We start from the raw sequence: 26,330 nt of genomic DNA, 5'->3' as shown, positions 1-26,330 counted from the left end.
CTCCTCCATTTATGTCGCATCTTCTGAATCTACCAACGGGATTACACAGAGATCTGTTGTCGCGCCGCTGTCAGGGTGTTTTTCATCAGGCAGGCGATGGTCATCGGTCCGACACCGCCGGGCACTGGGGTGATCGCACCGGCAACTTCAGACACTTCATTAAACGCCACATCGCCAACCAGGCGCCGTCTGCCCCCCGACTCAACCGCATTGATACCCACATCAATCACGGTTGCGCCCGGTTTCACCCAGCTGCCGCGGATCATCTCCGGACGCCCCACTGCAGCAACAAGAATGTCGGCCTGACGACAGATCGCTTCGATATCCTGGCTGCGAGAGTGGACAATCGTGACCGTGCAGTTCGCCTGTAATAACAGCGCCGCCATCGGCTTACCGACAATGTTGGAGCGGCCAACCACCACCGCATGTTTACCGGACAGATCCCCCAGCGTTTGCCTGAGCATGATCATGCAGCCCATCGGTGTGCAGGGAATCAGCTCGGCATTGCCTGCCGCCAGAGCACCCACGTTTTGCGGATGAAAACCATCGACATCTTTTTCCGGTGCAATCAGGCGGATTATCTCCGGTTCACTGAGTTGTGCCGGCAGCGGCAGCTGAACCAGGATCCCGTGTACCGAGGGATCACTGTTCAGTTGCTCTACCAGTGCATTCAGTTGCGCCTGACCGGTCTCTTCAGGTAAACGATGCTCTGTAGAGTTAAACCCGGCCGCGGTGGCCTGTTTCACTTTATTGCGCACATACACCTGACTGGCAGGATCATCACCCACCAGTACGACCGCCAGACCCGGTGTTACACTGGATTCGGCGATAAACTGGCGGGTATCGACCGCCAGCTGTTCCACCTCTGAGGCTGAGATCTTTTTTCCATCGATTAAACGGGTCATAGTCAGTACCTATTTAAAAACAACGGTCTTATTATCATCCTGGAAGACCCGGTGCTCAGTATGAAGTTTCACCGCCCGGGCCAGTGCCACGGTTTCGGTATCCCGTCCAACAGCCACCAGCGCATCCGCGTTGAAGGTGTGATCTACCGGCTGAACCGATTGTTCGATAATCGGACCTTCATCCAGATCAGACGTCACATAGTGAGCCGTTGCACCGATGAGCTTAACGCCGCGGGCGTGAGCCTGGTGGTAAGGCTTGGCACCTTTAAAGCCGGGCAGGAATGAGTGATGGATATTGATCGCCCGGCCACTCAGTTGCTTACACAGATCATTACTGAGGATCTGCATGTAACGCGCCAGCACAATCAGTTCAGAGCCGGTCTCTTCGACAATCTCCATCAGCGCGGCTTCCTGCTCCAGCTTGTTCTCTTTCGTCACTGGCAGGTGAACAAAACGAATCCCTTCCCGCTCAGCCATTGGCCGCAGATCTTTGTGGTTAGAGACAATCGCCGTAACCTCCATATTGATCTCGCCTTTATGCAGGCGATACAGAAGATCATCGAGACAGTGGTCGAACTTACTGACCATAATCAGGGTTTTCATCGGTGCTTTGACAGAAACCATCTCCCACTTCATGTCAAAGCTGGTAGCCACTTCAGGAAATTCATTCTGCAGATCGCTGATCTGGTATCCGCCGTTCTCAACATGAAAGCGGGCACGCATAAAAAAGTTGCCGCTGTCTTCATCATCAAACTGCGCCAGTTCACTGATATAGCAGCCACGGTCAGCGAGAAAAGTCGTTACTTTGGCCACAATTCCACTACCCGCTACACAGCTGGCTTTTAATACAATCTCGTTATCTGCTTCGTACTTATTCATGATGGCAGACTCCATAGTCTCCGGTTTGTTATACATTTGTTCAGACAAGAGGAGCCTTGCACGGGATACCGGGGCATCCCATGGCGGTCCTGCTTGATCTGGATTTCTTAAATACTGTTACAACGCTCTTTTCAGAAGCCCTTGCCTGGAATCCAGCTGGTACCCGCCAGCGGCACATTAGCCATTGCCGCCGACTCTACAGTCAGGGCTACCAGGTCTTCAGGCTCCAGATTGCGCAGATCATTCTTACCACAGGCACGGGCCAGAGTCTGAGCTTCGAGGGTCAGTACATTGAGGTAGTTCGCCAGACGGCGTCCACCATCGACCGGGTCCAGTCGCTTCATCAGCTCCGGATCCTGAGTAGAGATACCCGCCGGGTCTTTGCCTTCGTGATAGTCATCGTAGAAGCCTGCGGCGGAACCGATCTTCTTGAACTCTTCGTCATACATCGGGTGGTTGCAGCCCAGCGCAACCAGCGCCGCTGTACCGATCGCCACCGCATCGGCCCCCAGGGCCATACACTTGGCAACATCAGCACCGTTACGGATACCGCCGGACACGATCAACTGAACCTTGCGGTGCATACCCATTTCCTGCAGGGCACGCACGGCCTGAGGGATCGCTGCCAGCGTCGGGATACCGACGTGCTCGATAAAGACATCCTGAGTTGCCGCAGTACCGCCCTGCATACCATCAACCACGATCACATCCGCACCGGCTTTGACCGCCAGTTTGACATCATAGTAGGTCCGGGTGGCACCCACTTTGATATAGATAGGCACCTGCCAGTCGGTAATCTCACGCAGCTCCTGAATCTTAATCGCCAGATCATCAGGGCCGGTCCAGTCCGGGTGACGGCAGGCAGAACGCTGATCCACCCCCATCGGCAGGGTTCGCATCTTCGCAACCCGGTCAGTGATCTTCTGGCCCAGCAGCATACCGCCACCGCCAGGCTTAGCGCCTTGTCCCAGAACCACTTCAATCGCATCGGCTTTACGCAGATCATCCGGGTTCATACCGTAACGGGATGGCAGATACTGATATACCAACTTGGTCGACTGACCACGCTCTTCAGGGGTCATACCGCCATCACCGGTGGTGGTGGATGTCCCCATCAGGGATGCACCGCGTCCCAGCGCTTCCTTGGCATTTGCCGACAATGCACCGAAACTCATACCCGCAATCGTCACCGGAATATCCAGCACGATCGGTTTCTTGGCAAAGCGTGTGCCCAGGGTCACTGAGGTATTACATTTCTCGCGGTAGCCTTCTAACGGGTAGCGGGACATACTCGCCCCCAGAAACAGCAGATCATCGAAATGGGGCAACTTACGCTTAGCACCGAAACCGCGAATATCATAAATACCGGTCTCGGCGGCACGGCGGATCTCGGTCATAGTGGTGCGGTCGAATGTCGCTGACTCACGCAGACCATCTTTTACTTTAATATCTTCACTCATCATTTTGTCCTCGAAATCAGCCTTAGTAAGCGGAAGTGTTGTCCACTTTAAAGTTGTACAACTGACGGGCAGAGCCGTAACGCTTGAACGCTGCTGGGTCTTCATCCACTCCGGCACGGTTCAGCAGTTCGGTCAGCTCTTCGATGTGCTCTTCCCGCACTTCCTTTTCAATACAGTCGGCTCCCAGAGACTTCACCTCGCCCTTCACATAGATGTGCGTTTCGTATATGGAATCGCCCAGCGCATCACCGGCATCACCACACACGACCAGAGCCCCGGCCTGCCCCATAAAGCAGCTCATATGGCCGACATTGCCTTTAACAACAATATCCACGCCCTTCATAGAGATTCCGCAGCGGGCAGCCGCATTACCTTCGATAACCAGCAGACCACCATGAGCCGTGGCACCGGCAGCCTGCGAGGCGTCGCCCTTAACCCGGACAGTCCCTGACATCATATTTTCAGCCACACCCTGACCGGCATTACCGTGAATCGTGACATGGGCTTTCTTATTCATACCGGCACAGTAGTAACCGGTCGGACCTTTAATATCGACCGAGAGATTCTGATCCAGGCCACAGGCTATGTTGTGTTGTCCTTTTGGCTCGAGTACTTCCCATTCACGCTCGGTACATTCGACAGCCTGAGCATGCAAAGCCTGGTTCAGGTCGCGGACGGTCTGTTCTGTTAAATTAATTGTTTTCATTATTTCGCTCCTTCCTGGCTGTTGCGTTCCCAGACATAGATAGTGGCGGGTTCGGGTTCCCAGATTCTGGCGTTTTCGATACCCGGCAGCGTTGTCAGCGCCTGATACTCAGAAGCCATCGCAACGTAGTCATCGGTTTCAGCCATCACGGCAGGTTTACAGGCGATCGGGTCACGCATCACGGCAAAGCCATCGCGGGTGCCAACCGTAAAGGTGAAGAAACCGTCCAGATCTTTCAGCGAGTTGGTCAGCGCCTCATTGAGGCTGTCGCCCTGCTGTAGACGCCAGGTCAGATAACCGGCCGCAACTTCAGAATCATTTTCGGTTTCAAATACAATCCCTTCACGCTTAAGCTCTTCACGCAGGCGGTTATGGTTGGACAGGGAACCGTTATGCACCAGACAGAGATCCATTCCGGTAGAGAATGGGTGGCTGCCTTCCATCGTGACGGCAGATTCAGTCGCCATCCGGGTATGCCCGATAATATGGCTGCCTTTCATCCCTTTCAGGCTGAAGGTTTCAGCAATATTTTCCGGCAGCCCCACCTCTTTGAGAATCTCGATTGACTGACCGGCACTGAGGATCAACACATCCGGTGCAGCCTCAGCAACAAACGCCTCGGCAATTGCGGCACTGGTCTGAATTTTAAATACTGCAACCTTGCTGTTTTTAAACCATTCAACACCGGTGTTCAGTTCTGTCTGCGCCTTTTCGGCCAGCGCTGCCCAGTCATAATTCTCATCAGCATGACGCAGGGTCAGCTTGATGCTGTCATCTGCAACTTCGTCACCGTAGATAGCAAACCCGGCACTGTCAGGGCCGCGATCAGTCATCGCAATCAGCATCGGTTCAAACAGCGCACCCAGCTGACTTTCCAGAGCCTTGTTCTTCAGATAAAGGCCAACAATTCCACACATAGTTATGTCCTCTTAAATCGACAATGTAAGCCTTCCAGGCTTAGAAGAATTCTGCGTAACGGTTAACTTCCCAGTCGGACACATGCCGGCTGTAATCAATCCATTCATCGCGTTTAATCTTGATAAATTCGGCAACAATCTCTTTACCCATTCGCTCGGTCAGAACGGTATCCGCTTCGAGAGCAGTGATGGCTTCATTCAGATTCTGAGGCAGAATCTCGATCCCTTTTGCCTTGCGCTGCTCTTCAGTCATGGCATACAGATTGAGGTTGACAGGCGCGCCCGGATCCAGCTCCCGTTCAATGCCGTCAAGACCTGCAGCGATAATGGCGGCGTGCACCAGATAAGGGTTACAACCTGAGTCCGGCAGGCGGAATTCAAGACGTCCGTAAGGCACGCGCACCATCGCTGAACGGTTGTTATCGCCGTAAGCGATATAGGCAGGCGCCCAGGTCGCACCGGAAGCAGAGCCACCGACAACCAGACGCTTATAAGAGTTAACCGTCGGTGCAGCAAACGCACACAGCGCCTTAGCGTGATGCAGTATGCCCGCCGTAAAGTGATAGGCCATCTTCGACAAGCCCATGCCATTCACATCGCTGTCATCATTGAACAGGTTTTTGCCTTCGTCATTGGTGATCGACAGGTGGAAATGCATGCCATTACCGGTGCGATCAGAAGCAGGCTTAGGCATGAAAGAGCAGACCATTCCCATATCATTGGCGATCTCACCGGCTGCCATACGTACAAAGGTGAAACGATCCGCAGACTCCAGTGCGTTACCGTAGGTGTAATTGATCTCAAACTGACCGTTGGCATCCTCATGGTCGATCTGATAGACATCGAAATCCACCGCCTGCAGAGACTCGACCAGGGTTTCCAGAAAACCTCTTGAACGGGATAAACCTTTGTAGTCATAGCAAGGCTTAGTCAGGGTATCCGTGTCATCCACCGTCACCAGACCACCGTTACTGTCACGCTCGAACAGGTAAAACTCGGGTTCGAGTCCGGTATTCAGCGTCCAGCCCTTCTCATCCAGAAGTTTCAGCTGACGCTTCAGCACCACCCGGCTGTCGTAGGGATGCGGTGCACCATTTACGTATCCGTCACAGACAATCCGGGCATACCCTGGTTGCCAGGGTACAAGAGACAGAGTGCTCAGATCGCCCCGGGCCATGAAGTCAGGCCCATGCGGCTCCATCCCCATTCCCCATACAGCAAAACCCGCAAAACCCGCTCCGGTTTCAACAACGTCCATCAGGCAGTTAGCCGGCACTGATTTAGTTTTTGCTACACCATGGATATCAACAAACTGAGCCAGTACATACTTAATGTCGTTATCGGTAATAAATTTCTCTAAATCCTGCGGCATGGTAGCCCTCCGTCTTCTTCTGAAGTCTGCCCCGGTAGAGTACAGACACATGAGTTTCTTGTCAGTAATTTTTTATGCTTAAGAAGAAAGCAATACGTATGCCAAAAAACCGATCTTTAGGAATATTATTTTCCTGATAGGATAACTTATTGATTTATATGGACCTGGTAAAAAAAATTTCTTTGTGGGAATATATTGGCTATCAAGAATAGTCACAGGCCGCATGGACAGGCGCACAAAGCTGGTTCACAGCGCCCCAGAAAAGGGCATCAAGATGACAGAAAAGAAAGGTCAGAAGTTTGAACTCGATCACTACATCGGCATGAAGGTGAAAAAAGCCCGGCTAGAAGAGGGGTTGAAAATAACCGATGTCGCGCGGATCTCGGGCATCAGTCAGGGGATGGTCAGTAAGATTGAAAACGCACAGGTATCCACCAGCCTGGAAACCCTGAGCCGGCTCTGCTCGGCACTGGGAATGCCGATATCTAAACTGTTTAATGACTTTGACCGTCCTGAGGGTGGCGCCCAGTTCACCAAAGCGGGTACCGGTCTGGAAGTGGTCAGACGGGGGACCGATAAAGGCCATACCTATCAGCTGCTCACCTACCAGCGCGGTGGTAAGAAAACCTTCGAACCCTTTCTGATAACCATGGATGACCTGGCAGAGGTATTTCCCACCTTCTCCCATCCCGGCGAAGAGTTTATCCATATACTCAAGGGTAAAATCCTCTATCGGCACGGTAACCATCTCTACAACATGGAAGCCGGCGACAGTCTTACCTTTGATGCAGAAATTCCTCACGGCCCGGAAGAACTGCTTGAGGTGCCGATCCAGCTGCTATCGATTATTCATTATGATGATAAGAGCTGAGGGATTGGCTATAGCGCGTTTGTTATAGCAGGCGCCCTGCTCCCTCTGGGTTATCAATCGTCTTCCGGCACGGTTAACCACAGAGGGATTCAACTGAGTATCATTCTTCTCAGGTATTGAGACTTCTATTTGCCCAAAACCTTATTCACTCAAAGCCCAGATCACTCAAATACAGGCGCGTCGAAATCATAACCTTCATCGCTATACGCGGTGACTAAAGCATCTGCAACCAATCCGGTTTCAGCCTTAACCTGGGTTTCAAAGAAATGCTGAATCTGCTTCCTGCGACCATGAGCTGACCAGGCGTCGGCATCTTCCCAGATTTCGTTAAATACGATCGGGTATTCATTTCGCGACGCACTCGGGTGATCAATCTGTCGTGTGAGCATATATTGAATACAACCCTCTTCCCGGTAGGAATCAGGCTCAAGCGCCTTTAGCACCTCAAACAGTTCTGCTTCCTTGCCCTGCTTAGGCTTGAATTGGGCTAAAACATACACACGGCTGGTCATAGGTTTTCCTTTGGTTGTCGATAATTTGACTGAATAGTAGATGAAAACAGGCGTAACAGGAACTTACGAGCGAATGCCGCTAAGCATCAGTGTCTCTGACGCCATTGATTCAAAAGGGGGTTTTTACCACAGAGTACACAAAGAGCACCGAGGAAGCAGTTGCACGTAAAAGGGCTTTACCCCTTTTACTTTTACTTTTACTTTTATAAGGGAATTTATTCACCCACACTATTTGTTACATCGTTCACGACGCTCTTGGTATTCTCTCCTATAGATTTAGCCGTATCCCGACTAGCGTGCCCTATTGATGTCGTTACATCCTTTGCTGCATGACCGATAGTTCTGCCACTATCTTTTAATTCAGCACACGCAGTTAATATGAACAAAGATGCTGTGCATATAAATAAGCTAAAGAATTTTGATTTCATGTATAACCTTCAAATAATTGTTTGAGATGTTATAACGCCCTGTTCACCGATTTGTCCGGCGCAACGCTTTGATACTCATAGGTCGTGCCCCCCCGGTTTACTGTTTTCACACAAAGCTGGCAGGCGACCAAACCCAAAGGAGAAGACCCATGAGATATTACACTGATAATGACCCTTTGTACTGCGGTATCGACTTGCATACACGCGCCCTGTACGTCGTCTCTCAGATGGTGGACAAATTGTGCTTCATAAAGAGATTAAAGCCAGGCCTGAAGCCTTATCAGGTTTTATGTAATACGGGCTCAGCGTAGCATTATTTAAGTTTTTACACTGACCGAAAATACCCAGGGGTAAGCGCGTCTCAATATCTGTGTGTTGCAAACTCGTTTTGACAGTAACCATGGAAGAAGAAGAAGAAGAAGAAGAAGAAGACAACAGGCTGATTGATTGAAAGAAATGCAATGGCCATTTCACAGCCATATAAGAGCGTTATTGTCGATTGACTCCGTGACGGCTCATATATGTAGGCTCATACTGAAGCCTTGATAATAATTGATCCATTGGGAAAGGCTATGTCACCCAAACGCCCCTCCCCTTCATCATAGTGTGTCATTGAAATCTCACCAAAGCCCTGTGCCTGCATCGCGTCTATGATCTCCCCGGGGGAGCGTATGTGATAGCCAAAATCGTGAAAGCGTAAACTTTCCAGAGTCCGGGCGGGACGAATACCAAAAACACATCGCCCATGAGGTTTAAACCACGGCCGGATGCGAGCCAGCAGCCCATCCAGATCTTCGACGAAATACAGCACATTGACTGCCATCAGTCCGGTTATGCTTGCATTCGCCACTGATGCGGTGTCGCAATCACCCGCATGCACATCGATTCGGGCTTCGCTGATGTCGCGAAGCATTTTTTCGCAAACTTGAGCCATCTCCTCAGAAATTTCTATACCAAGATAGCGTCCTTCAGCACCTATAGTCTGCACGAGCCCGCATGATAAAGCTCCGTTACCCGGACCGATCTCGACGATGCAATCACCGGAGGATGGAGCAAGCGCTTCGATTGTACGGGCGGTAATGAACGCGTTGGTATCATTCATTTTAATCGATATTTCAGCACCCAGCTCTCCACTTGGATTGGCGAGTTGCGCTGTTACTGTACGAAGTTGGCTCTTATCCACGTTTACTCCCTCCGCCTTACGCCTCGCATCAGCGGCCCAGCTCTGTGGGGGCTGGCTGCATACGATTGATACTCACAGAGCCTTCTCCCCCCGGGCTACTGTTTTCACACTAAGCGGAAGGCAAATAAACCAACAGAATAAGGTCCTTGAGATTTCACACCAACAAACATCCCTTTTTCTGCAGTTTCGACCTGCATGCACGTGCCCTGTATGTCTGTATTTTAGATGATGATGGACAAACTGTGCTTCATAAAGAGATTAAAGCCAGGCCTAAAGCCTTATCAGGTTTTCTGTAATAAGTGGGATCAGCGTAGAATTATTTAAGTTTTTACACGGCCCCAGTTATCGAGAAACGTCGTATCCGGGGTGGCTGCCATCGCATATACACTGTGTATGTTTATGGCAATGCTCTCTTTACAGTGCAATCCTGTTTTTAAACGCCACTACGAGCACCTGAAGGCCGTAGGAAAGCTCCCTAAAGTGGCCCTGATCGCCGGCATGAGAAAACTGATCGTCATCCTTAATACTATGCTGAAAAATGAGGAGCGCTGGAATGAAAAATCAGCCTGATATTATTGACAGAACACCACAGTCACTTGTTAGTGCCTACATGCATGATCAATGTAATCTTTTAAAAATCCAGATATTTTTTCGAGAACATCAATTGGGATAGATATTTCTACCTGTTCAAAATGATATCTCCAATCTACAAAGACATCTTTAATTTGCTCAAGGTCATCAAGGATATTGCTACCCGCAGTAGTTACATATGCTTGAGCAATCGAATTTCTGGTCTCTTCAGGAAGACTTTCAAACATACCCTTTAAGGAATGGCCTCGAACTCTAGCGTGTATCTTCTGTTCGTGGGAAATCATCTGAAATGGAGCTTCGCTTTCAAATACTGTCTTAGTTGTAACGTCTAAACATTTAATGAACAGCTCTATAGCGAACGCAAGGTTAACGTAATATGGCGCACCCCGATCTTCACTGGGTATGTAACCAGCAGCCCGATAGTATTTGCATGCGGTCAGATATATGTATCCGTCAATCCCTCTATGCTCTGTCTCAATAGGCACTGCTTAACCTCCCTTTTGCACTAACCCCTCAATAACCGGCGCGCGTTAGCGCGTCCGGCGCCGAAGGCGCGTAGTTGATTGACTTGATACTCATAGAGCCTTCTCCCCCCAGCTTACCGTTTTCACACTAAGCTGGAAGGCGACCAAACCAAAAGGAGAAGACCCATGAGATTTTACACTGATAATCATCCTTTTTACTGCGGTATCGACCTGCATGCACGTTCCCTGTACGTCTGTATTTTAGATGATGATGGGCAAACTGCGCTTCATAAAGAGATCAAAGCCAGACCAGAACCCCTGTTAGACCTGCTGACACCCTACCTCGGTAATGTGGTTGTCGGTGTCGAATGCATGCATTGCTGGTACTGGATTTCAGATTTCTGCCATGAACATAACATCGATTTTATCCTGGGTCACGCCCTGTATATGAAAGCGATCCATGGGGGTAAAGCCAAGAACGATCGGATCGATTCCTACAAAATTGCACATCTTATCCGGGGAGGAAACTTCCCCTTAGCCTATGTCTATCCTGCTGAGATGAGGGCAACCCGCGACCTGCTCCGCCGACGAACTCGGGTTGTACAACACGGTGCCGATCTGAAAGCCCATGTTAAAAACACGACCAGCCAGTACAACCTGCCACCGAACAACCTGAATCTACGCTATCCCAGTGCTCGAGAGCAGATGAGGCATACGTTCTCTGATGAGTCCGTGCAGAAAAGTATCGATCTGGATCTTAACATTATCGATTTTTACCATCGGCAGCTCAGCTCTATCGAGTGCTATATCGAAAAACACGCCAAACATCACAATGGCCGGGATTATCATATTTTAACCAGCTTACCCGGCATGGGACGCATACTGGCACTCACGATCCTGTATGAGATTGGAGATATTACCCGCTTTGACAGTGTTCAGAAGTTTGCCTCTTACAGCCGATTGATCAAATGCCGGGCTGAGTCCGCCGGGAAGATTTACGGTACTCAGGGTAATAAGATCGGTAACGCACACCTGAGATGGGCTTTTGGCGAAGTCGCCGTGGGTTATCTAAGAGGAAATGAGAAAGCACAGTCATATCTGGCCCGCTTACATAAACGTATGGGTAAAGCGAAGGCGCTCACCGCCCTGGCCCATAAACTGGGGCGTTGTGTTTATTTTATGCTTAAAAACCAGCAGGTATTTGATGAACAAAAATTTTTAACCGGGTGAGTCACGCAGTGGAGTGAGCTGAAGACCTAACTGGAAATATCAGAGACCGTCGAAGATCGGGTAATCACTAAACAGAAGTATCGATCTTCTGGTCCGGGCACATTAGCCCCTGGCCTTGATTAGACGCTTCACTGGCGTGCATGAATAATCAGTAAAGCGGTTTGCACCTGAACTGAGCCTGATACTAACTGGAAATCTATTCCACAGTTTTGAATAGCGCCTTTCTCAGGTTAACCGATGAATGTCTAGTACCCCCGCCTGCTTCAGGGACGATAAATAGGCTGGCACCCGTTGAGCACGGGGTAAGAGAGTCTCAATATGTGTTTGTTGCAAATTCGTTTTGGCAACCACGATGACAGACGAAGACAACTGGCTGACTGATTTATTGAAAAGCACTGGCCGCTTCGCGGCCAGATAAGAGCGTTATTGTTTATTGACTTCGGGAAGGCTCATATGTGTTACATGCTTCACTTGAGCAGCAAATCTGAAAGGAAACGAACACTATTAATTTCCACTTTTCCATCATTATGCTGAAGCCCTAGCTGTACATGAGCTTCCCCTGTATCAAAGGTTAGTGGCACCAAATAAACAGCATAGGTGGTGTTACCCGTGGCAACCGTTGATGCTACACGCGAATTTTGTAGTTCTGGCACACCAACTGATTGAAGCTGACCAAGCTTTTTAAACATCTCAAGGTAAAGCGCCCACTGTTCCGGAGTGGCCGCCTCAATACCCTGCTCGGACATCAATAGTTTGTATTGTTCGATATCCCAAGTGGTCAGCTTTGGAACAGCCTCAGTAATATATGGTGGAAAAGTCTCTTCTTTGTCGATGCCGCCAATACTTGTAATAACGATAATGGCTATAAAAAAGACAACAACGCTTAAAAAGCCAAATCCTAAATATTTAAAAAACTTCTTCATTACTTCAATGCTTCCTACTTGTTGTGCATGTAACGCATACAATTTGGGGCTAGTGCGAGCGCATTGGCGAAGCCAGCGAGTACTAGTCCCAAGCCAGCTTGCTGGCTGAACAAGATTGTTTTGTTAGCTGCCATGAACTAACACAAACTTTTGTTTAAATGGCCAGATGAAATAGAAATATAAAACACCTGAGCCACCATTGACCACCCCCAACAGGGCAGGCAATACGAACTCGGAATTAACCTCACCATTAACAGCGGGAACTACCGCTAATTTCATTACGGCAAAAAACCAAGCGAAGACAACCGCCAGCATTAGAACTAGGCCTGAGACAAAACGAACAAAGCCAAGATGATTTATTTTTGAGAACAGATGACAAACGTATCTCAAGGTGACACTGAATGCAGCTAGTCCAAGTAAAAACGAACCAAGTGCGCCGCTGATAAATCCAGCAATCTTTAAGTTTTCTGAGTCGACTATTGGATACGCTGCTGCCAACGAAACAATAAGAGTAATAAGTGAGACTATTCGATATCCCTGAATTTGCTTAATTTCCATAGAACCTCTTTGGCAGCTAACATTTTAATTGTGTGCGTGCGCGTTTTGACACCGCAAGACTGCGGATAGGGAAGTTGTATCTATCTGAACTAAAAGAGTAATTCTGAAGCACGTCGTTTTTCATCCCCTGAAAACGCGCATGCGCGTTTTGTTACTTTCAACCGGCAAATAATCTCACCTGTTGATATCCTTATCTGTCTGATATTGCACCACTTTAAAGGGTTATACCAGTGACAAAACGCGCTTTTTTCAGATCTGTGAGTGACAAAGCGTGCCATCATTTCTGATTTATCCCAATTAACTGTATATATAGTCAGAAAAACAGAGGGAATTATCCACAGCGGATAAGAGACAATAATAAGAAACTAATTTGTAGCAAGGTTCGATTCTGGGTTTGTGCAGCGAGGAAGAGTTTTTCACCACCGAGGGCACAGAGTGATTTTACCCCATTACCACGGAATATCTTAAACAGGCTCTTGCGAGCGACGAGCAAGTCACGCTTTTTGTGACGTTCGAACGACGAACTACGACTTATTCGGCTTTTCAAAACAAAAAAGGCCGACACATCTCTGTATCGGCCTTTTCAAACATCCAGGCTTAATTCAAACCATCAAAGCATCTCGACAGCAACCGCTGTGGCTTCACCACCACCGATACAGAGCGAGGCAACACCTTTTTGCTTACCCTGATTTTTCAATGCATACAGCAGCGTTACCAGAATGCGGGAACCGGATGATCCGATTGGGTGACCCAGTGCACAGGCGCCGCCATTGACGTTGACTTTAGACGCATCCAGCCCCAGTTCGCTGATGGCGAGCATGGAGACCACGGCAAAGGCTTCGTTGATCTCGTACAGGTCAACATCGTCTTTGCTCCAACCCGCGCGGGTCAGCACTTTATCGATCGCACCTATCGGCGCGATGGTAAACTCGGCCGGTAGCTGGGCATGGGTTGAATGGGCGACAATTCGGGCCAGGGGTTTCAGGCCGCGCTGCTGTGCTTCGGACTCACGCATCAGCACCAGTGCCGAGCCACCATCGGAGATGGAGCTTGAGTTCGCTGCAGTGATGGTACCGTCTTTCTTGAACGCAGGTTTCAGCTGACGAATCTTGTCTTTACGTGCATTACCCGGCTGTTCGTCGGTATCAACAACGGTTTCCCCCTGACGGGTTGTAACCGTGACAGCGGCGATCTCATCTTTGAAAGCACCGCTCTCAATGGCGGCCAGCGCTTTATCCAGAGAGCCGATGGCAAAATCATCCATCGCTTCGCGGGTGACATTGAAATCATCGGCGCTCTTCTGGGCGAAGCTCCCCATCAAGCCGCCTTCGTAGGCGTCTTCCAGGCCATCAAAGAACATATGGTCGATTACCTGCTGGTGCCCCATACGCATACCAGCACGGGCCTTGGGTAACAGATAAGGTGCCAGACTCATGTTCTCCATGCCGCCGGCCACCATGATATCCACCTGCCCGGCGGCGATCTGATCATGCGCCAGCATCACCGCTTTCATGCCCGAGCCACACATTTTGTTAACGGTGGTCGCGCCTGCAGCATCGGCGATGCCTGCCCCGCGCGCCGCCTGACGCGCCGGTGCCTGCCCCAGCCCTGCTGGCAGCACGCAACCCATAATCACTTCATCAATATCACTGCCCTGTAAACCGGCACGCTCAATCGCGGCTTTAATCGCAGTGGCGCCCAGATCAGGAGAACGCACCTCACTCAGCGCCCCCATCATGCCCCCCATCGGGGTACGTGCGGCGCTGACAATTACAATTGAATCCTGACTCATTTTTCTACTCCAATCCTGCAAAACCAATTCTTCAATACGCTAAAGCTTTGACATGAAAAAGGGACGCTGGGTTGCGTCCCTTTTCAATTTAATCGCCATCAGCCGAAGTTTTTCTTAACCAGTTTCTGGAACTCACCGACAATACCGCTGCGGAATGCCAGTACACAGACAATAAAGATGATCCCCATAATGATATGGATATAGTTACCCAGTTCACCACCGGACAACATGTTCTGAATGGAGATCACCACCCCGGCACCGACCAGCGGGCCAAAAATAGTTCCCATACCGCCCAGCAGGGTCATCAGCACGACCTCACCGGACATATGCCAGTGCACATCGGTCAGCGACGCCAGCTGGAATACCAGCGTCTTGGTGGAACCGGCCAGGCCCGCCAGCGCAGAAGAGATGATAAAAGCGACCCACTTATAATCATTGACGTTATAACCCAGCGATACCGCACGGGGTTCATTTTCACGGATCGCTTTCAGGATCTGTCCGAAGGGTGAATGCACCGTCCGGTGAACCATCCAGAAACCGAAGATAAAGATCGCCAAGACAAAGTAGTACATGGCAAAGTTATCATTCAGATCGATCAGACCAAACAGCTCTCCGCGGGGGACACCCTGCAGCCCGTCTTCACCGCCGGTAAACGGTGCCTGAAGATAGAAAAAGAATGCCAGCTGCGCCAGTGCCAGGGTGACCATGGCAAAGTAGATTCCCTCGCGCTTGACGGCCAGCTTGCCGTAGATAGCACCGAGTAAGCCAGCACCGACGGTACCGGCCAGAACACCCAGTTCCGGCGTCAGTCCGGTATTCAGCATCAGGTAACCGGTAATATAACCACCGGTGCCCAGAAAAACCGCATGACCAAACGACAGCAGACCCACAAAACCCAGCAACAGGTTAAAGGCACAGGCAAACAGCGCGAAACACAGCAGTTTCATCAGAAACACCGGATACACGAGACTCGGTGCAACCAAAGCCACTAAGATCAGTAACAGATAGAGTTTATTAATTTTCATCGTGTCATTACTCCTACAAGATGGCTCATGCTTCTTTACCAAACAGACCGGCAGGCTTAACCAGTAGCACGATCACCATGAACAGGAAGATGACGGTGGTCGATGCTTCCGGATAAAAGAACTTGGTCAGGCCTTCAACCACACCCATCAGCAGTCCGGTCAGAATCGCACCACCAATTGACCCCATACCGCCGATAACGACAATCGCAAATACCACGATCAGAATATTGGAGCCCATCTCCGGACTCACCGAATACACGGGAGCCGCCAGCACACCGGCAAAAGCAGCCAGCGCCACACCAAAACCAAAGGTCAGCGTCGTAATCAGCGGTACATTGATACCGAACCCCTGCATCAGCTGTGGGTTTTCCGTACCGGCCCGCAAATAAGCGCCCAGTTTGGTTTTTTCGATCACCCACCAGGTACTGAAACACACCACCAGCGAGCTGACGATAATCCACGCACGGTAGTTGGGCAGATACATAAACGGCAGCTTAGTACCACCTTTGAGTTCAGCCGGAATCTGATAAGGCAGGCCGGAAGAACCATAAATATGGGTAAATAAACCCTGTAGCACCAGTGCGATACCAAAGGTCAGCAGCAGGCTATAGAGGTGATCCTCATTAGCGATGGGACGCACCAGAAAGCGTTCCATCAGGATTGCCAGAACACCGACAGCCAGCGGCACCAGAATCAACGCCCACCAGTAGTTGATGCCCATGTAGTTCAGGGCCATCCAGGCAAAGAAGGCGCCAAGCATATACATCGCGCCCTGCGCGAAGTTAATAATTTTTAAAAGACCAAAAATAATCGCCAGACCGAGACTCAGCAGTGCGTAGAATGAGCCATTGATCAGCCCTACCAGCAGCTGTCCCGACAGCGCAAACAGATTTATACCAAATATCGTCGCCATAACATCACCCAGAGAAGCAAAGGTGGTGTATGCAATCGTCCCCTTCAAGCCGATCCATACACACCTTTCAGATAACCTTTTCAGACTATCCTTTCAGACTATCTTTTCAGATAAGACCGGAGGGTAGGTAGCAGTACACCACTACCCTCCGGGTTTCAGGCCAAGCGCTTACTTAAGCGTTACTTGAAATCACACTCAGGCAGCATCGGATTGAATGCCTCATCGCCTGGGATAACACTTTCAATCTTGTAGATATCATCAGCAGACTTACGGCTGGCGGCATCTTTAATGCTGACCAGCAGCATGTCATGTACCATCCGGCCATCGTTACGCAGGTAAGCGTTACGGGCGAAGAAGTCATCAGGCTTGCTGGCCTTCATCTGCTTCATAACCGCATCTGAATCATCAGTACCGGCGGCCTTAATGGCATTCAGGTAGTGCATCGTCATAGAGTAAGCACCCGCGTGCGGCATTGCAGGGATAGAACCGTGACGCGCCTTGAAACGGGCAGACCATTCACGGGTCTGGTCATCCATATCCCAGTAGAAACCAGTCGTGGCCTTCATACCCGCCGCAATAGCAGGATCAAGTGCCTGAGCGTTAGGCGTGAATACCAGCAAGCCGGCAACATCCGCGGTCTCAGTCAGACCAAATTCTGCTGATGTTTTCAGTGAGTTAACAAAGTCAGCACCGGCGTTTGCCAGACCAACCACATCAGCGCCAGAAGCCTGAGCCTGAAGTACATAAGAGGAGAAATCGGTAGTTCCCAGAGGCGCACGAACCGCACCGACCACTTCACCGCCGCTGGACTCGATAACCTTAGTGGCAATACCTTCCAGTGCGTGACCAAAGGCATAGTCAGCCGTAATGAAGAACCATTTCTTCTTACCTGAATTCACCATCTGCTTAACGGTACCGTTGGCCAGTGCCGCTACGTTATAGGTCCAGTGAGCGTTGTAGGGAGAACAGGCCTTAGTGGTGAAGGCATTACTGGCAGAGGCCGAGATCAGCGCAATCTTCTTGGCATCGGTCAGCACTTTGGTGACTGCACCGGTTACCGAGGACGCTACCAGGCCGGTAACCACATCAACATTTTCATCTTCAATCCACTGACGTACTTTCGCAGAGCCTACATCAGGCTTGTTCTGGTCATCAGCGCTGACAATTTCGATAGGCTTACCGAGAACGGTGCCGCCAAAATCCTCGACCGCCATCTCAACAGCCGTTACACAGCCCTGACCACAGATATCGGCATAGACACCGCCCATATCTGCCAGCACACCGATCTTAACCGCATCTCCAGAGATACCTGCGGCCTGAACACCAGTGGCTGCGGCCACACTCATCGCGGCTGCCAGTAGGGTCTTCTTGATTACTTTCATTTTGTCACTCCTGCTTGAGAACTTTTTATTTTTATCGAACGTCATTTATAGAGCTTTTTACTTCAAGGTTTATCCGGGTTTTAAACCCCCAGATAGGTATTCAACAGTTCCGTTTTTGCCTGCAACTCATCTTTCCTGACCTCCTCAACGATATGGCCATGTTCCATAACGTAATGGCGGTCTGCGATGGGCGCAGCAAAACGGAAATTCTGCTCAACCAGCAAAACTGTCAGGCCCCGTTCCTTGAGCATGACCAGAACCTCAGCCAGTTTTTGTACGATGACCGGGGCCAGACCCTCAGTAATCTCATCGAGCAACAGAATATTGGCGCCGGTCCGCAGAATACGTGCCATCGCCAGCATCTGCTGTTCCCCGCCGGAAAGACGAGTCCCCTGGCTATAGCGACGCTCTGCCAGGTTGGGGAAAATGTCATAGATCTCTTCAATGCTCATGCCATCGGACCGCACATTGGGCGGCAGCATCAGGTTCTCTTCTACATTCAGGCTGGAGAAGATACCCCGCTCTTCAGGGCAGTAACCGACCCCCAGATGGGCGATCTTATGGGCTGGCATACCGATGGTTTCATTACCATTGATATTGATCTTGCCGGTGCGACGCCCCACCATATTCATAACCGCTTTGAGGGTTGTCGAGCGACCCGCACCGTTGCGTCCCAGCAGCGTCACCAGTTCGCCCTGCATAATGGTCATATCGATGCCATGAAGAATATGCGATTCGCCGTAGTAAGCGTGCAGATCACTGATACGCAGCTTTTCACCTGTTGAGGTCATGCAACATCCTCCTTTTTCGCAGCATTGGCGACAGCGGCTTTGGCAGCGATGGCATTCGCTACCTCATCATCGGCTTCAACCCCCATATAGGCTTCACGCACACGCGGATCCTGAGAGACCGTTGCGTAATCACCTTCGGTCAGGATGGCGCCGCGCTGTAATACCGTAATCTTGTCGGCCAGCTGAGCAACCACATGCAGGTTATGCTCAACCATCAGAATGGTACGGTTCGCAGACACTTTCTTGATCAGATCCGCAACCACACTCACATCTTCGTGGCCCATCCCCTGAGTCGGCTCATCCAGCAGTAACATTTCCGGATCCAGCGCCAGGGTGGTAGCAATTTCCAGCGCCCGTTTACGGCCATAAGGCAGATCGACTGTGACAGCCTGGGCATAGTCTTTCAGACCCACCTCATCAAGCAGCTCAACAGCACGGTCATTCAGTTTGTCCAGCACCTTTTCAGACTTCCAGAAATGGAAGCTATTACCCTCTTTACGCTGCAGGGCGATACGCACATTCTCAATAACAGAGAGGTGTGGAAAAACAGCAGAGATCTGAAACGAGCGTACAATGCCCTTTCTGGCAATCGCAGCGGATTTCATATAGGTAATATCATTACCGTTGAAGAGAATGGTGCCTCGGGTGGGTGTAAGAAATTTTGTCAGCAGATTAAATACAGTCGTCTTACCGGCCCCATTAGGCCCGATCAGCGCGTGTATTGTTCCCCGCTCAACCTGTAGATTTACATCGTCAACGGCGGTAAAGCCCTTGAATTCCTTAACCAGATTCCTGGTTTCGAGAACGTAGTCGGCACTCATGCAGAACCAGCCTCACATATATTTGTTTTTATTATGGGATGGGCAAAAATTGTGATTACCCAAATCAGCTGCCAACCAAGTTAGCAATTTCCCTTACAGGATAACAAGTACTACTTTAGTATAACAAGCCTGTCAGTCAAAGCTTCTATTCTTAATTAACGACTAAATATCAAACAGTTAACTGCAATCTTACGAAATGTAACATTTGCAACCGTTTTTAAAATCAGCTTTACGTTTACGTAAACTTCCGCTAAATTAAATAACATCAGCGTCAGGAAGCAGATTATGAACACACGTACTTTTTCGATCAGTGAGCTGGCCAGCGAGTTTGATGTAACGACTCGCAGCATCCGCTTTTATGAAGACCAGCAGCTGTTATTCCCTACCCGCCGCGGGCAGACCCGGATCTACAGCGCTCAGGACCGGGTTCGGTTAAAACTGATTCTGCGGGGCAAGCGACTGGGCTTTTCACTCGCTGAAACCCGCGAACTATTCGCGCTCTGGGATGAAACCCCGACAGGCAGTATGAAACAGCTACAACTGCTGATGGCCAAGATAGAAGAGAAAAAACAGGCCCTGGAGCAGCAATTAAATGACATTGCTATGCTTCAGCTGGAACTGGACAGCGCAGAAAGCCGTTGCCGGGAGGCAATGGATGATCTGACAGAAACGACAAAAACAGAGAAGTCGGTATAGCTAGTAGCGACCCTACCGCCACATTACCGAACAACAACTATTAAACGACCAACAACAATAATCGTAAACCGGAAACGGCAAAGGCAAACAGTCACAACATGCCCTTCCGCTTCCCTAAGCCAGGTGGACAGAAAATGATTGCACAGTACAGCTCACTAAATTTCGGACTCGGTGAAACTCTGGATATGCTGCGAGAGCATGTAAACAGTTTTGCAGCACAAGAGATTGCTCCACGCGCCGAGCAGGTCGATCATGACAATGAATTTCCTAACGATCTGTGGCGTAAATTCGGCGATATGGGGCTGCTGGGCATCACCGTGAAAGAGGAGTACGGCGGCGTTGATATGGGTTATCTGGCGCACATGATTGCCATGGAAGAGATCAGCCGGGCATCCGCCTCTGTTGGCTTGTCTTACGGTGCACACTCTAATCTCTGTGTTAACCAGATCAACCGTAACGGTACCCATGAGCAGAAGACAAAGTACCTGCCAAAACTGATCAGCGGTGAACATATTGGCGCACTGGCAATGTCCGAGCCGAATGCCGGTTCCGATGTCGTTTCAATGAAGCTGACAGCCCGCGACAACGGTGATCATTACCTGTTGAACGGTAATAAGATGTGGATCACCAACGGTCCGGACGCCAACACCTATGTGATCTATGCGAAAACCGATGTGAGTGCCGGCCCTAAAGGCATAACCGCCTTTATCGTTGAACGTGATTACCCTGGATTCTCCCGTCATCAAAAACTGGATAAGCTGGGAATGCGTGGTTCCAATACCTGTGAACTGGTATTTCAGGACTGCCCGGTGCCAAAAGAGAACATTCTCGGTGAACTGAACGGCGGCGTTAAGGTATTGATGTCCGGCCTCGATTATGAGCGCCTGGTTCTCGCCGGCGGTCCGCTGGGTATTATGCAGGCAGCGATGGATATCACCATCCCTTATACCCGCGACCGGGTGCAATTTGGCAAAGCGATCGGTGAGTTCGAAATGGTGCAGGGCAAAGTTGCCGATATGTACACCCTGATGAATGCATCCAAGGCCTACGCCTACACCGTTGCTCAGGCGGCGATGCGCGGTGAAACGTCCCGTAAGGACTGCGCAGCGGTCATTCTGTATACCGCAGAGATGGCGACTAAAATCGCTCTGGATGCGATACAGCTGCTCGGCGGCAACGGTTATATCAATGAGTTTCCTACTGGTCGTCTGCTGCGCGATGCAAAATTGTACGAGATCGGTGCGGGCACCTCTGAGATTCGCCGGATGCTGATCGGCCGTGAGCTGTTCCTGAATAAGTAAACCCGTTTTCCATCAGTGGACTTTAGGGGGAACGGTGTTCTGCACCCCCCCACTTTTTCACTGTGAATAATGACGAATTCAGACAAGGCGTTGTTTTAACAGCAATCAACGGGACAGTTGTCTATCGGCAAACGAGACAACCAACTGTTCTGAGAATTGCATTAACGCGTGACGCCGGAGAGAAGCAATGGCAACGATAAAAACAAAAATCAATCCACGTGCAGAAGAGTTTCGCGCTAACTATGATTCCATGGCCTCCGTGGTCACGGACCTGCGTGATAAAGCGGCACAGATCCATCACGGCGGTGGCAGCAAATATCAGGAACGCCACCTTTCCCGTGGCAAACTCCTCCCCAGAGAGCGAATCAATACCCTGTTGGATGAAGGTTCGCCCCTGTTAGAGCTTTCACAACTGGCAGCCTATAAAGTCTACGATGACGATGTGCCTGCCGCCGGGATCATTACCGGTATCGGCCGTGTCAGCGGTATTGAGTGCATGATTATTGCCAACGATGCCACCGTTAAGGGCGGCACCTATTTCCCGCTGACCGTGAAGAAACATCTGCGGGCTCAGGAGATCGCCGAACAGAATCACCTGCCCTGTATCTATCTGGTAGATTCCGGCGGTGCCAACCTGCCGCAACAGGATGATGTATTCCCGGATCGCGACCATTTCGGCCGCATTTTCTATAACCAGGCACGCATGTCTGCCAAAGGGATTCCCCAGATCGCAGTGGTGATGGGCCTCTGTACAGCGGGCGGCGCATATGTGCCGGCGATGGCGGATGAATCGATCATCGTGCGTAATCAGGGCACTATCTTTCTGGCAGGACCCCCACTGGTAAAAGCCGCGACCGGCGAAGTCGTCAGCGCGGAAGATCTGGGCGGTGCTGATGTGCACTGTAAAGTGTCTGGTGTTGCTGACCATTACGCTGAAAACGATCACCATGCGCTGGAGATCGCCCGCACCTGTGTGGCAAATCTGAACCGCCGCAAAGAGATCAATATTAAAACTCAGACGCCGAAAGAGCCTCTTTATCCTATGGATGAACTGTACGGCATTGTCGGTACCGACCTGAGAAAACCCTACGATGTTCGCGAAGTGATCGCCCGCATCGTCGATGGCTCTGAGTTTGATGAGTTCAAGAAACTCTACGGCACCACACTGGTCACCGGTTTTGCCCATATTCACGGTTATCCGGTGGGTATTATCGCCAACAACGGCATTCTCTTCGGTGAATCCGCCCAGAAAGGCGCGCACTTTATCGAGCTGTGCTGTCAGCGCAAAATCCCCCTGCTGTTCCTGCAAAACATCACCGGCTTTATGGTGGGTCAGAAGTATGAATCAGAGGGTATCGCCAAGCACGGGGCCAAGATGGTGATGGCCGTTGCCTGTGCCGATGTGCCGAAATTTACAGTGCTGATCGGCGGTAGTTTCGGTGCCGGTAACTACGGTATGTGTGGCCGGGCCTACAGTCCTAATCTGATGTTCATGTGGCCGAACGCACGTATCTCAGTCATGGGTGGCGAACAGGCTGCCGGGGTTCTGGCGACCGTTAAGCGGGATAACATGAACCGCACCGGTGAAGAGTGGTCTGCTGAAGATGAAGCGGTATTCAAAAAGCCCATCATCGATACCTATGAACATCAGGGTCACCCCTATTATGCCTCTGCCCGGCTTTGGGATGATGGCGTCATCGATCCAAAACAAACCCGTGATGTTATCGGCATGAGTCTGTCTGCCGCACTCAATAAGCCTGTGGGTGACACCCAGTTCGGCGTATTCCGGATGTGATGGAGGATCAGAAGATGACTATTAATACACAACAACTGGTCCTGTTGGAAAAAAGCGCCAACGGTGTTGCCGAACTGATAATCAATCGTCCTGAGGTACACAATGCCTTCGACGATGGCGTGATTGAGCAACTGATCAGCAACCTGGAAGCGACCAGCGAAGACCCGGAAGTCCGGGTGCTGGTATTACGTTCCCGGGGCAAGAACTTTTCCGCAGGGGCTGACCTGGGCTGGATGAAACGAATGGCCAGCAATACCCATGAAGAGAACATGGTGGATGCTGGGCTCCTGGCAAAACTGATGGAACTGCTGAACAACCACAGCAAACCCACCATCGCCCTGATTCAGGGAGCCGCCTATGGTGGTGCGGTCGGCCTGGCCGCCTGCTGCGATATTGTTATTGCCGCTGAAAGCAGCTCATTCTGTCTCTCAGAAGTCAAAATCGGTCTGATTCCTGCGGTGATCAGCCCCTATGTGGTACGTGCCATTGGCGAGCGTCAGTCACGCCGTTATTTCCTCACGGCAGAGCTGTTCAGCGCCCGTGCTGCACAGCAGTTTGGTCTGGTGCATGAAGTCGTGGAAAACGTTGAACAACTGGACGAGGCCTGCGACCGTTTTGTCGCCTCGCTACAAAAAAACAGTCCCCAGGGGATGAAAGCCGCTAAACAGCTTATCTATGCCGTCAGCCAGAAAGAGATCACCACTGAGGTGATTGATGACACTGCCCGTCGCATCGCAGATATCCGCGTCAGCGACGAAGGTCAGGAAGGACTCAGCTCCTTCCTGCAGAAGCGTAAACCGAACTGGATTCAGGAGTAAGCGGCATGTTTAATAAAATTCTTATAGCTAACCGGGGGGAGATTGCCTGCCGGGTTATTCAGACTGCTCACCGCCTGGGTATCCGTTGTGTCGCTGTCTACTCTGAGGCCGATAAAAACGCCCGTCACGTGGCGATGGCCGATGAAGCATTTTTGCTGGGCCCTGCGCCAAGCAATGAAAGTTACCTGCGTGGTGACAAGATTCTGGAGATCGCCAAACAATCAGGCGCCCAGGCAATCCACCCGGGTTATGGTTTCCTCTCAGAGAACGCCGAATTTGCCCGCTCCTGTTTCGATAACGGTATCGAGTTTATCGGGCCACCCACCAGCGCGATTGAAGCGATGGGCTCCAAATCCGCAGCCAAAGAGATTATGTCTCACGCAGCGGTGCCGCTGGTACCGGGCTATCATGGCGAAGACCAGACCCCGGCACTGCTGAAAGAGGAATCTGTGCGTTGCGGCTTCCCCCAACTGTTGAAAGCGGTTGCCGGCGGTGGTGGTAAAGGGATGCGGGTGGTCAACTCGATCGACGAGTTTGATGAGGCACTTAAATCCGCCTGCCGTGAGGCGAAAAATGCCTTTGGCAACCCGGATATGCTGATCGAACGCTATCTGACCCAACCCCGTCATGTTGAGATCCAGGTGTTCTGTGACAAGCAGGGTAACGGTGTCTATCTGGCAGAGCGTGACTGCTCGGTGCAGCGCCGCCATCAGAAAGTGATCGAAGAAGCGCCGGCTCCCAACCTCTCAGATGAAACCCGTAAAGCGATGGGTGAAGCGGCCGTCCGTGCCGCTCAGGCGATCGATTATGTCGGTGCCGGCACCGTCGAGTTTCTCTATGACGTCGATGGCTCTTTCTATTTTATGGAGATGAACACCCGTCTGCAGGTTGAACATCCGGTTACCGAGATGATTACCGGACAGGATCTGGTGGAATGGCAACTACGGATCGCCAGCGGCGAGCCACTGCCGTTACAGCAGAATGAAATCCGTATCCACGGCCACGCCCTGGAAGCCCGGGTATATGCGGAAGACCCTGATAACGACTTCCTCCCGGCGACCGGCACCCTGCGCTATCTGCGTACGCCACAGGAGAGTCAGCACGTCCGGGTTGATACCGGCGTCGTTGAAGGCGACGAGGTCAGCGTATTCTATGATCCGATGATCGCCAAACTGATCGTCTGGGATGATAATCGCGACCGCGCCATCGCCCGGATGGAACAGGCTCTGGAGGAATACCGTATCAGCGGTCTGAAAACCAACCTGCGATTCCTGCGCAACCTTGCCGGCAGTGCACCCTTCAAAGCACTCGATCTGGACACCGGTTTTATTGAGAAACATGAAGCTTTACTGTTTCCTGCGAGCAATCTGAACAGCGCCTTCTGTCTGGTAATGGCCGCCTGTTTCTTCAGCGAGAAGAGCAAGCAGCAAGCGAATAACCCGGATGACCCTTACTCACCGTTTGGCTACCAGAACAGCTGGCGGCTTAACTCAGAGTATGCCCGCCCGCTGACACTGATCCACGCTGACACGGACTATCAACTCAGTGTTCTCGAAAGTGGCGCCAAAGGTCAGTATCTGGTTCAGATCGACGATGCCAGCTATCAGGTAACCGCTCAGCTGAATGATGATCTGCTGAATGTGGTGATCAACGGCCACAGACTCAGCGTGCATCTGTACAACGAGGGTGACCATCTGACGCTGTTCCACGAAGGTGAGCAGTTTATCTGTGAGCAGCACCGGCAAACCTTTGGTAGTGATGACCATGCCGGCGACAACAGTCTGACGGCTCCGATGAACGGCGCGGTAGTAGCGGTGCTGGTTGAAGCGGGACAAGCAGTTAAAGCGGGAGAAACCCTGGTCATTATGGAAGCGATGAAGATGGAGCACAGCCTGAAAGCACCTCATGACGGCACAGTTGCTGAGATCTACTTCGCCGAAGGTGATCTGGTTGAAGACGGTGCCGATCTTATCTCTCTGGATATAGCGGAGGCATAG

The 26,330-nt window shown here is 50.9% G+C and carries 25 protein-coding genes; 8 read left to right on the top strand and 17 right to left on the bottom strand.

Translation table 11 applies throughout. The features are described from left to right. Positions 1 to 41: 41 nt before the first annotated feature. The 6 genes from folD to glnT form a co-directional block, all read right to left on the bottom strand. Entirely contained in the window at positions 42 to 905 is an 864-nt protein-coding gene (gene folD / locus KDX31_06385) for a bifunctional methylenetetrahydrofolate dehydrogenase/methenyltetrahydrofolate cyclohydrolase FolD (GenBank protein ID UTW04629.1), read from the bottom strand. 9 nt (positions 906 to 914) lie between these two features. After that, positions 915 to 1,784: a formyltetrahydrofolate deformylase gene (gene purU / locus KDX31_06380; protein ID UTW04628.1), complete on the bottom strand. Its 870-nt coding sequence runs from the start codon at positions 1,782 to 1,784 to the stop codon at positions 915 to 917. A 131-nt stretch (positions 1,785 to 1,915) separates the two neighbouring features. Next, positions 1,916 to 3,244 (bottom strand): FMN-binding glutamate synthase family protein, encoded by a 1,329-nt coding sequence (locus KDX31_06375; GenBank protein UTW04627.1) that lies wholly within the window; start codon positions 3,242 to 3,244, stop codon positions 1,916 to 1,918. A gap of 22 nt (positions 3,245 to 3,266) precedes the next feature. Continuing rightward, positions 3,267 to 3,950, bottom strand: a complete 684-nt coding sequence (locus KDX31_06370; GenBank protein ID UTW04626.1) for a protein glxC — start codon at positions 3,948 to 3,950, stop codon at positions 3,267 to 3,269. Next, entirely contained in the window at positions 3,950 to 4,867 is a 918-nt protein-coding gene (locus tag KDX31_06365) for a glutamine amidotransferase family protein (GenBank protein ID UTW04625.1), read from the bottom strand. Before KDX31_06365 ends, KDX31_06370 begins: the two co-directional genes overlap by 1 nt. Before the next feature lie 40 nt (positions 4,868 to 4,907). Then, a complete protein-coding gene (gene glnT / locus KDX31_06360; protein ID UTW04624.1) occupies positions 4,908 to 6,239 on the bottom strand; it encodes a type III glutamate--ammonia ligase in 1,332 nt (443 codons plus the stop codon). Positions 6,240 to 6,513: 274 nt separating this feature from the next. Here glnT and KDX31_06355 point away from each other — a divergent pair, with 274 nt between their 5' ends. Continuing rightward, positions 6,514 to 7,110, top strand: a complete 597-nt coding sequence (locus KDX31_06355; protein ID UTW04623.1) for a helix-turn-helix domain-containing protein — start codon at positions 6,514 to 6,516, stop codon at positions 7,108 to 7,110. Between the two features lie 161 nt (positions 7,111 to 7,271). On the opposite strand, the gene KDX31_06350 is transcribed toward KDX31_06355, so the two are convergent. Next, a complete protein-coding gene (locus KDX31_06350; protein UTW04622.1) occupies positions 7,272 to 7,622 on the bottom strand; it encodes an antibiotic biosynthesis monooxygenase in 351 nt (116 codons plus the stop codon). 957 nt (positions 7,623 to 8,579) lie between these two features. Then, positions 8,580 to 9,233: a methyltransferase domain-containing protein gene (locus KDX31_06345; GenBank protein ID UTW04621.1), complete on the bottom strand. Its 654-nt coding sequence runs from the start codon at positions 9,231 to 9,233 to the stop codon at positions 8,580 to 8,582. A gap of 393 nt (positions 9,234 to 9,626) precedes the next feature. Between KDX31_06345 and KDX31_06340 the strand changes: the two genes are divergently transcribed. Continuing rightward, a complete protein-coding gene (locus KDX31_06340; protein ID UTW04620.1) occupies positions 9,627 to 9,803 on the top strand; it encodes a hypothetical protein in 177 nt (58 codons plus the stop codon). Positions 9,804 to 9,832: 29 nt separating this feature from the next. Here the strand turns inward: KDX31_06340 and KDX31_06335 are convergent, their stop codons facing one another. Continuing rightward, positions 9,833 to 10,309 (bottom strand): hypothetical protein, encoded by a 477-nt coding sequence (locus tag KDX31_06335; GenBank protein UTW04619.1) that lies wholly within the window; start codon positions 10,307 to 10,309, stop codon positions 9,833 to 9,835. A gap of 165 nt (positions 10,310 to 10,474) precedes the next feature. Between KDX31_06335 and KDX31_06330 the strand changes: the two genes are divergently transcribed. Further along, entirely contained in the window at positions 10,475 to 11,518 is a 1,044-nt protein-coding gene (locus tag KDX31_06330; protein UTW04618.1) for an IS110 family transposase, read from the top strand. Between the two features lie 467 nt (positions 11,519 to 11,985). Here KDX31_06330 and KDX31_06325 read toward each other — a convergent pair whose 3' ends face one another. The 8 genes from KDX31_06325 to KDX31_06290 form a co-directional block, all read right to left on the bottom strand. After that, positions 11,986 to 12,441, bottom strand: coding sequence for a hypothetical protein (locus tag KDX31_06325; GenBank protein UTW04617.1), 456 nt, complete (start codon positions 12,439 to 12,441; stop codon positions 11,986 to 11,988). A 123-nt stretch (positions 12,442 to 12,564) separates the two neighbouring features. Then, positions 12,565 to 12,999 carry a hypothetical protein gene (locus tag KDX31_06320; protein UTW04616.1) on the bottom strand — a complete coding sequence of 145 codons (435 nt, stop codon included), beginning with the start codon at positions 12,997 to 12,999 and terminating at the stop codon, positions 12,565 to 12,567. A 610-nt stretch (positions 13,000 to 13,609) separates the two neighbouring features. Next, complete coding sequence (locus tag KDX31_06315; protein ID UTW04615.1) at positions 13,610 to 14,791, bottom strand: acetyl-CoA C-acyltransferase; 1,182 nt, start codon at positions 14,789 to 14,791, stop codon at positions 13,610 to 13,612. 98 nt (positions 14,792 to 14,889) lie between these two features. Further along, on the bottom strand, positions 14,890 to 15,816 hold the full coding sequence (locus KDX31_06310; protein ID UTW04614.1) for a branched-chain amino acid ABC transporter permease: 927 nt from the start codon (positions 15,814 to 15,816) through the stop codon (positions 14,890 to 14,892). Between the two features lie 25 nt (positions 15,817 to 15,841). Next, the gene (locus KDX31_06305) at positions 15,842 to 16,729 is read right to left on the bottom strand and encodes a branched-chain amino acid ABC transporter permease (protein UTW04613.1); all 888 of its coding nucleotides are present in this window, start codon (positions 16,727 to 16,729) and stop codon (positions 15,842 to 15,844) included. A 179-nt stretch (positions 16,730 to 16,908) separates the two neighbouring features. Next, on the bottom strand, positions 16,909 to 18,111 hold the full coding sequence (locus tag KDX31_06300; GenBank protein UTW04612.1) for an ABC transporter substrate-binding protein: 1,203 nt from the start codon (positions 18,109 to 18,111) through the stop codon (positions 16,909 to 16,911). 80 nt (positions 18,112 to 18,191) lie between these two features. Continuing rightward, on the bottom strand, positions 18,192 to 18,902 hold the full coding sequence (locus KDX31_06295) for an ABC transporter ATP-binding protein (GenBank protein UTW04611.1): 711 nt from the start codon (positions 18,900 to 18,902) through the stop codon (positions 18,192 to 18,194). Then, positions 18,899 to 19,723 carry an ABC transporter ATP-binding protein gene (locus tag KDX31_06290; protein UTW04610.1) on the bottom strand — a complete coding sequence of 275 codons (825 nt, stop codon included), beginning with the start codon at positions 19,721 to 19,723 and terminating at the stop codon, positions 18,899 to 18,901. Before KDX31_06290 ends, KDX31_06295 begins: the two co-directional genes overlap by 4 nt. A gap of 285 nt (positions 19,724 to 20,008) precedes the next feature. Between KDX31_06290 and KDX31_06285 the strand changes: the two genes are divergently transcribed. From KDX31_06285 to KDX31_06265, 5 genes are all read left to right on the top strand, one after another. Beyond that, positions 20,009 to 20,419 (top strand): MerR family DNA-binding transcriptional regulator, encoded by a 411-nt coding sequence (locus KDX31_06285; GenBank protein ID UTW04609.1) that lies wholly within the window; start codon positions 20,009 to 20,011, stop codon positions 20,417 to 20,419. Between the two features lie 134 nt (positions 20,420 to 20,553). Continuing rightward, on the top strand, positions 20,554 to 21,720 hold the full coding sequence (locus KDX31_06280; GenBank protein UTW04608.1) for an isovaleryl-CoA dehydrogenase: 1,167 nt from the start codon (positions 20,554 to 20,556) through the stop codon (positions 21,718 to 21,720). A 187-nt stretch (positions 21,721 to 21,907) separates the two neighbouring features. Next, positions 21,908 to 23,515 (top strand): methylcrotonoyl-CoA carboxylase, encoded by a 1,608-nt coding sequence (locus KDX31_06275; protein UTW04607.1) that lies wholly within the window; start codon positions 21,908 to 21,910, stop codon positions 23,513 to 23,515. 14 nt (positions 23,516 to 23,529) lie between these two features. Beyond that, entirely contained in the window at positions 23,530 to 24,333 is an 804-nt protein-coding gene (locus tag KDX31_06270) for an enoyl-CoA hydratase/isomerase family protein (GenBank protein UTW04606.1), read from the top strand. A gap of 5 nt (positions 24,334 to 24,338) precedes the next feature. Next, entirely contained in the window at positions 24,339 to 26,330 is a 1,992-nt protein-coding gene (locus KDX31_06265; protein UTW04605.1) for an acetyl/propionyl/methylcrotonyl-CoA carboxylase subunit alpha, read from the top strand.

Origin of the sequence: Amphritea atlantica, from assembly GCA_024397875.1 — a bacterium.
Classification (GTDB): domain Bacteria; phylum Pseudomonadota; class Gammaproteobacteria; order Pseudomonadales; family Balneatricaceae; genus Amphritea; species Amphritea atlantica_B.
Note: the sequence above shows the minus strand (reverse complement) of the source record. Positions and strands in the feature narration are given on the sequence as shown.

Coding starts and splice junctions, on each gene's coding strand:
- folD (UTW04629.1), bottom strand. CDS start 905: ATGACCCGTTTAATCGATGGAAAAAAGATCTCAGCCTCAGAGGTGGAA.
- purU (UTW04628.1), bottom strand. CDS start 1,784: ATGAATAAGTACGAAGCAGATAACGAGATTGTATTAAAAGCCAGCTGT.
- KDX31_06375 (UTW04627.1), bottom strand. CDS start 3,244: ATGAGTGAAGATATTAAAGTAAAAGATGGTCTGCGTGAGTCAGCGACA.
- KDX31_06370 (UTW04626.1), bottom strand. CDS start 3,950: ATGAAAACAATTAATTTAACAGAACAGACCGTCCGCGACCTGAACCAG.
- KDX31_06365 (UTW04625.1), bottom strand. CDS start 4,867: ATGTGTGGAATTGTTGGCCTTTATCTGAAGAACAAGGCTCTGGAAAGT.
- glnT (UTW04624.1), bottom strand. CDS start 6,239: ATGCCGCAGGATTTAGAGAAATTTATTACCGATAACGACATTAAGTAT.
- KDX31_06355 (UTW04623.1), top strand. CDS start 6,514: ATGACAGAAAAGAAAGGTCAGAAGTTTGAACTCGATCACTACATCGGC.
- KDX31_06350 (UTW04622.1), bottom strand. CDS start 7,622: ATGACCAGCCGTGTGTATGTTTTAGCCCAATTCAAGCCTAAGCAGGGC.
- KDX31_06340 (UTW04620.1), top strand. CDS start 9,627: ATGTTTATGGCAATGCTCTCTTTACAGTGCAATCCTGTTTTTAAACGC.
- KDX31_06330 (UTW04618.1), top strand. CDS start 10,475: ATGAGATTTTACACTGATAATCATCCTTTTTACTGCGGTATCGACCTG.
- KDX31_06325 (UTW04617.1), bottom strand. CDS start 12,441: ATGAAGAAGTTTTTTAAATATTTAGGATTTGGCTTTTTAAGCGTTGTT.
- KDX31_06320 (UTW04616.1), bottom strand. CDS start 12,999: ATGGAAATTAAGCAAATTCAGGGATATCGAATAGTCTCACTTATTACT.
- KDX31_06315 (UTW04615.1), bottom strand. CDS start 14,791: ATGAGTCAGGATTCAATTGTAATTGTCAGCGCCGCACGTACCCCGATG.
- KDX31_06310 (UTW04614.1), bottom strand. CDS start 15,816: ATGAAAATTAATAAACTCTATCTGTTACTGATCTTAGTGGCTTTGGTT.
- KDX31_06305 (UTW04613.1), bottom strand. CDS start 16,729: ATGGCGACGATATTTGGTATAAATCTGTTTGCGCTGTCGGGACAGCTG.
- KDX31_06300 (UTW04612.1), bottom strand. CDS start 18,111: ATGAAAGTAATCAAGAAGACCCTACTGGCAGCCGCGATGAGTGTGGCC.
- KDX31_06295 (UTW04611.1), bottom strand. CDS start 18,902: ATGACCTCAACAGGTGAAAAGCTGCGTATCAGTGATCTGCACGCTTAC.
- KDX31_06290 (UTW04610.1), bottom strand. CDS start 19,723: ATGAGTGCCGACTACGTTCTCGAAACCAGGAATCTGGTTAAGGAATTC.
- KDX31_06285 (UTW04609.1), top strand. CDS start 20,009: ATGAACACACGTACTTTTTCGATCAGTGAGCTGGCCAGCGAGTTTGAT.
- KDX31_06280 (UTW04608.1), top strand. CDS start 20,554: ATGATTGCACAGTACAGCTCACTAAATTTCGGACTCGGTGAAACTCTG.
- KDX31_06275 (UTW04607.1), top strand. CDS start 21,908: ATGGCAACGATAAAAACAAAAATCAATCCACGTGCAGAAGAGTTTCGC.
- KDX31_06270 (UTW04606.1), top strand. CDS start 23,530: ATGACTATTAATACACAACAACTGGTCCTGTTGGAAAAAAGCGCCAAC.
- KDX31_06265 (UTW04605.1), top strand. CDS start 24,339: ATGTTTAATAAAATTCTTATAGCTAACCGGGGGGAGATTGCCTGCCGG.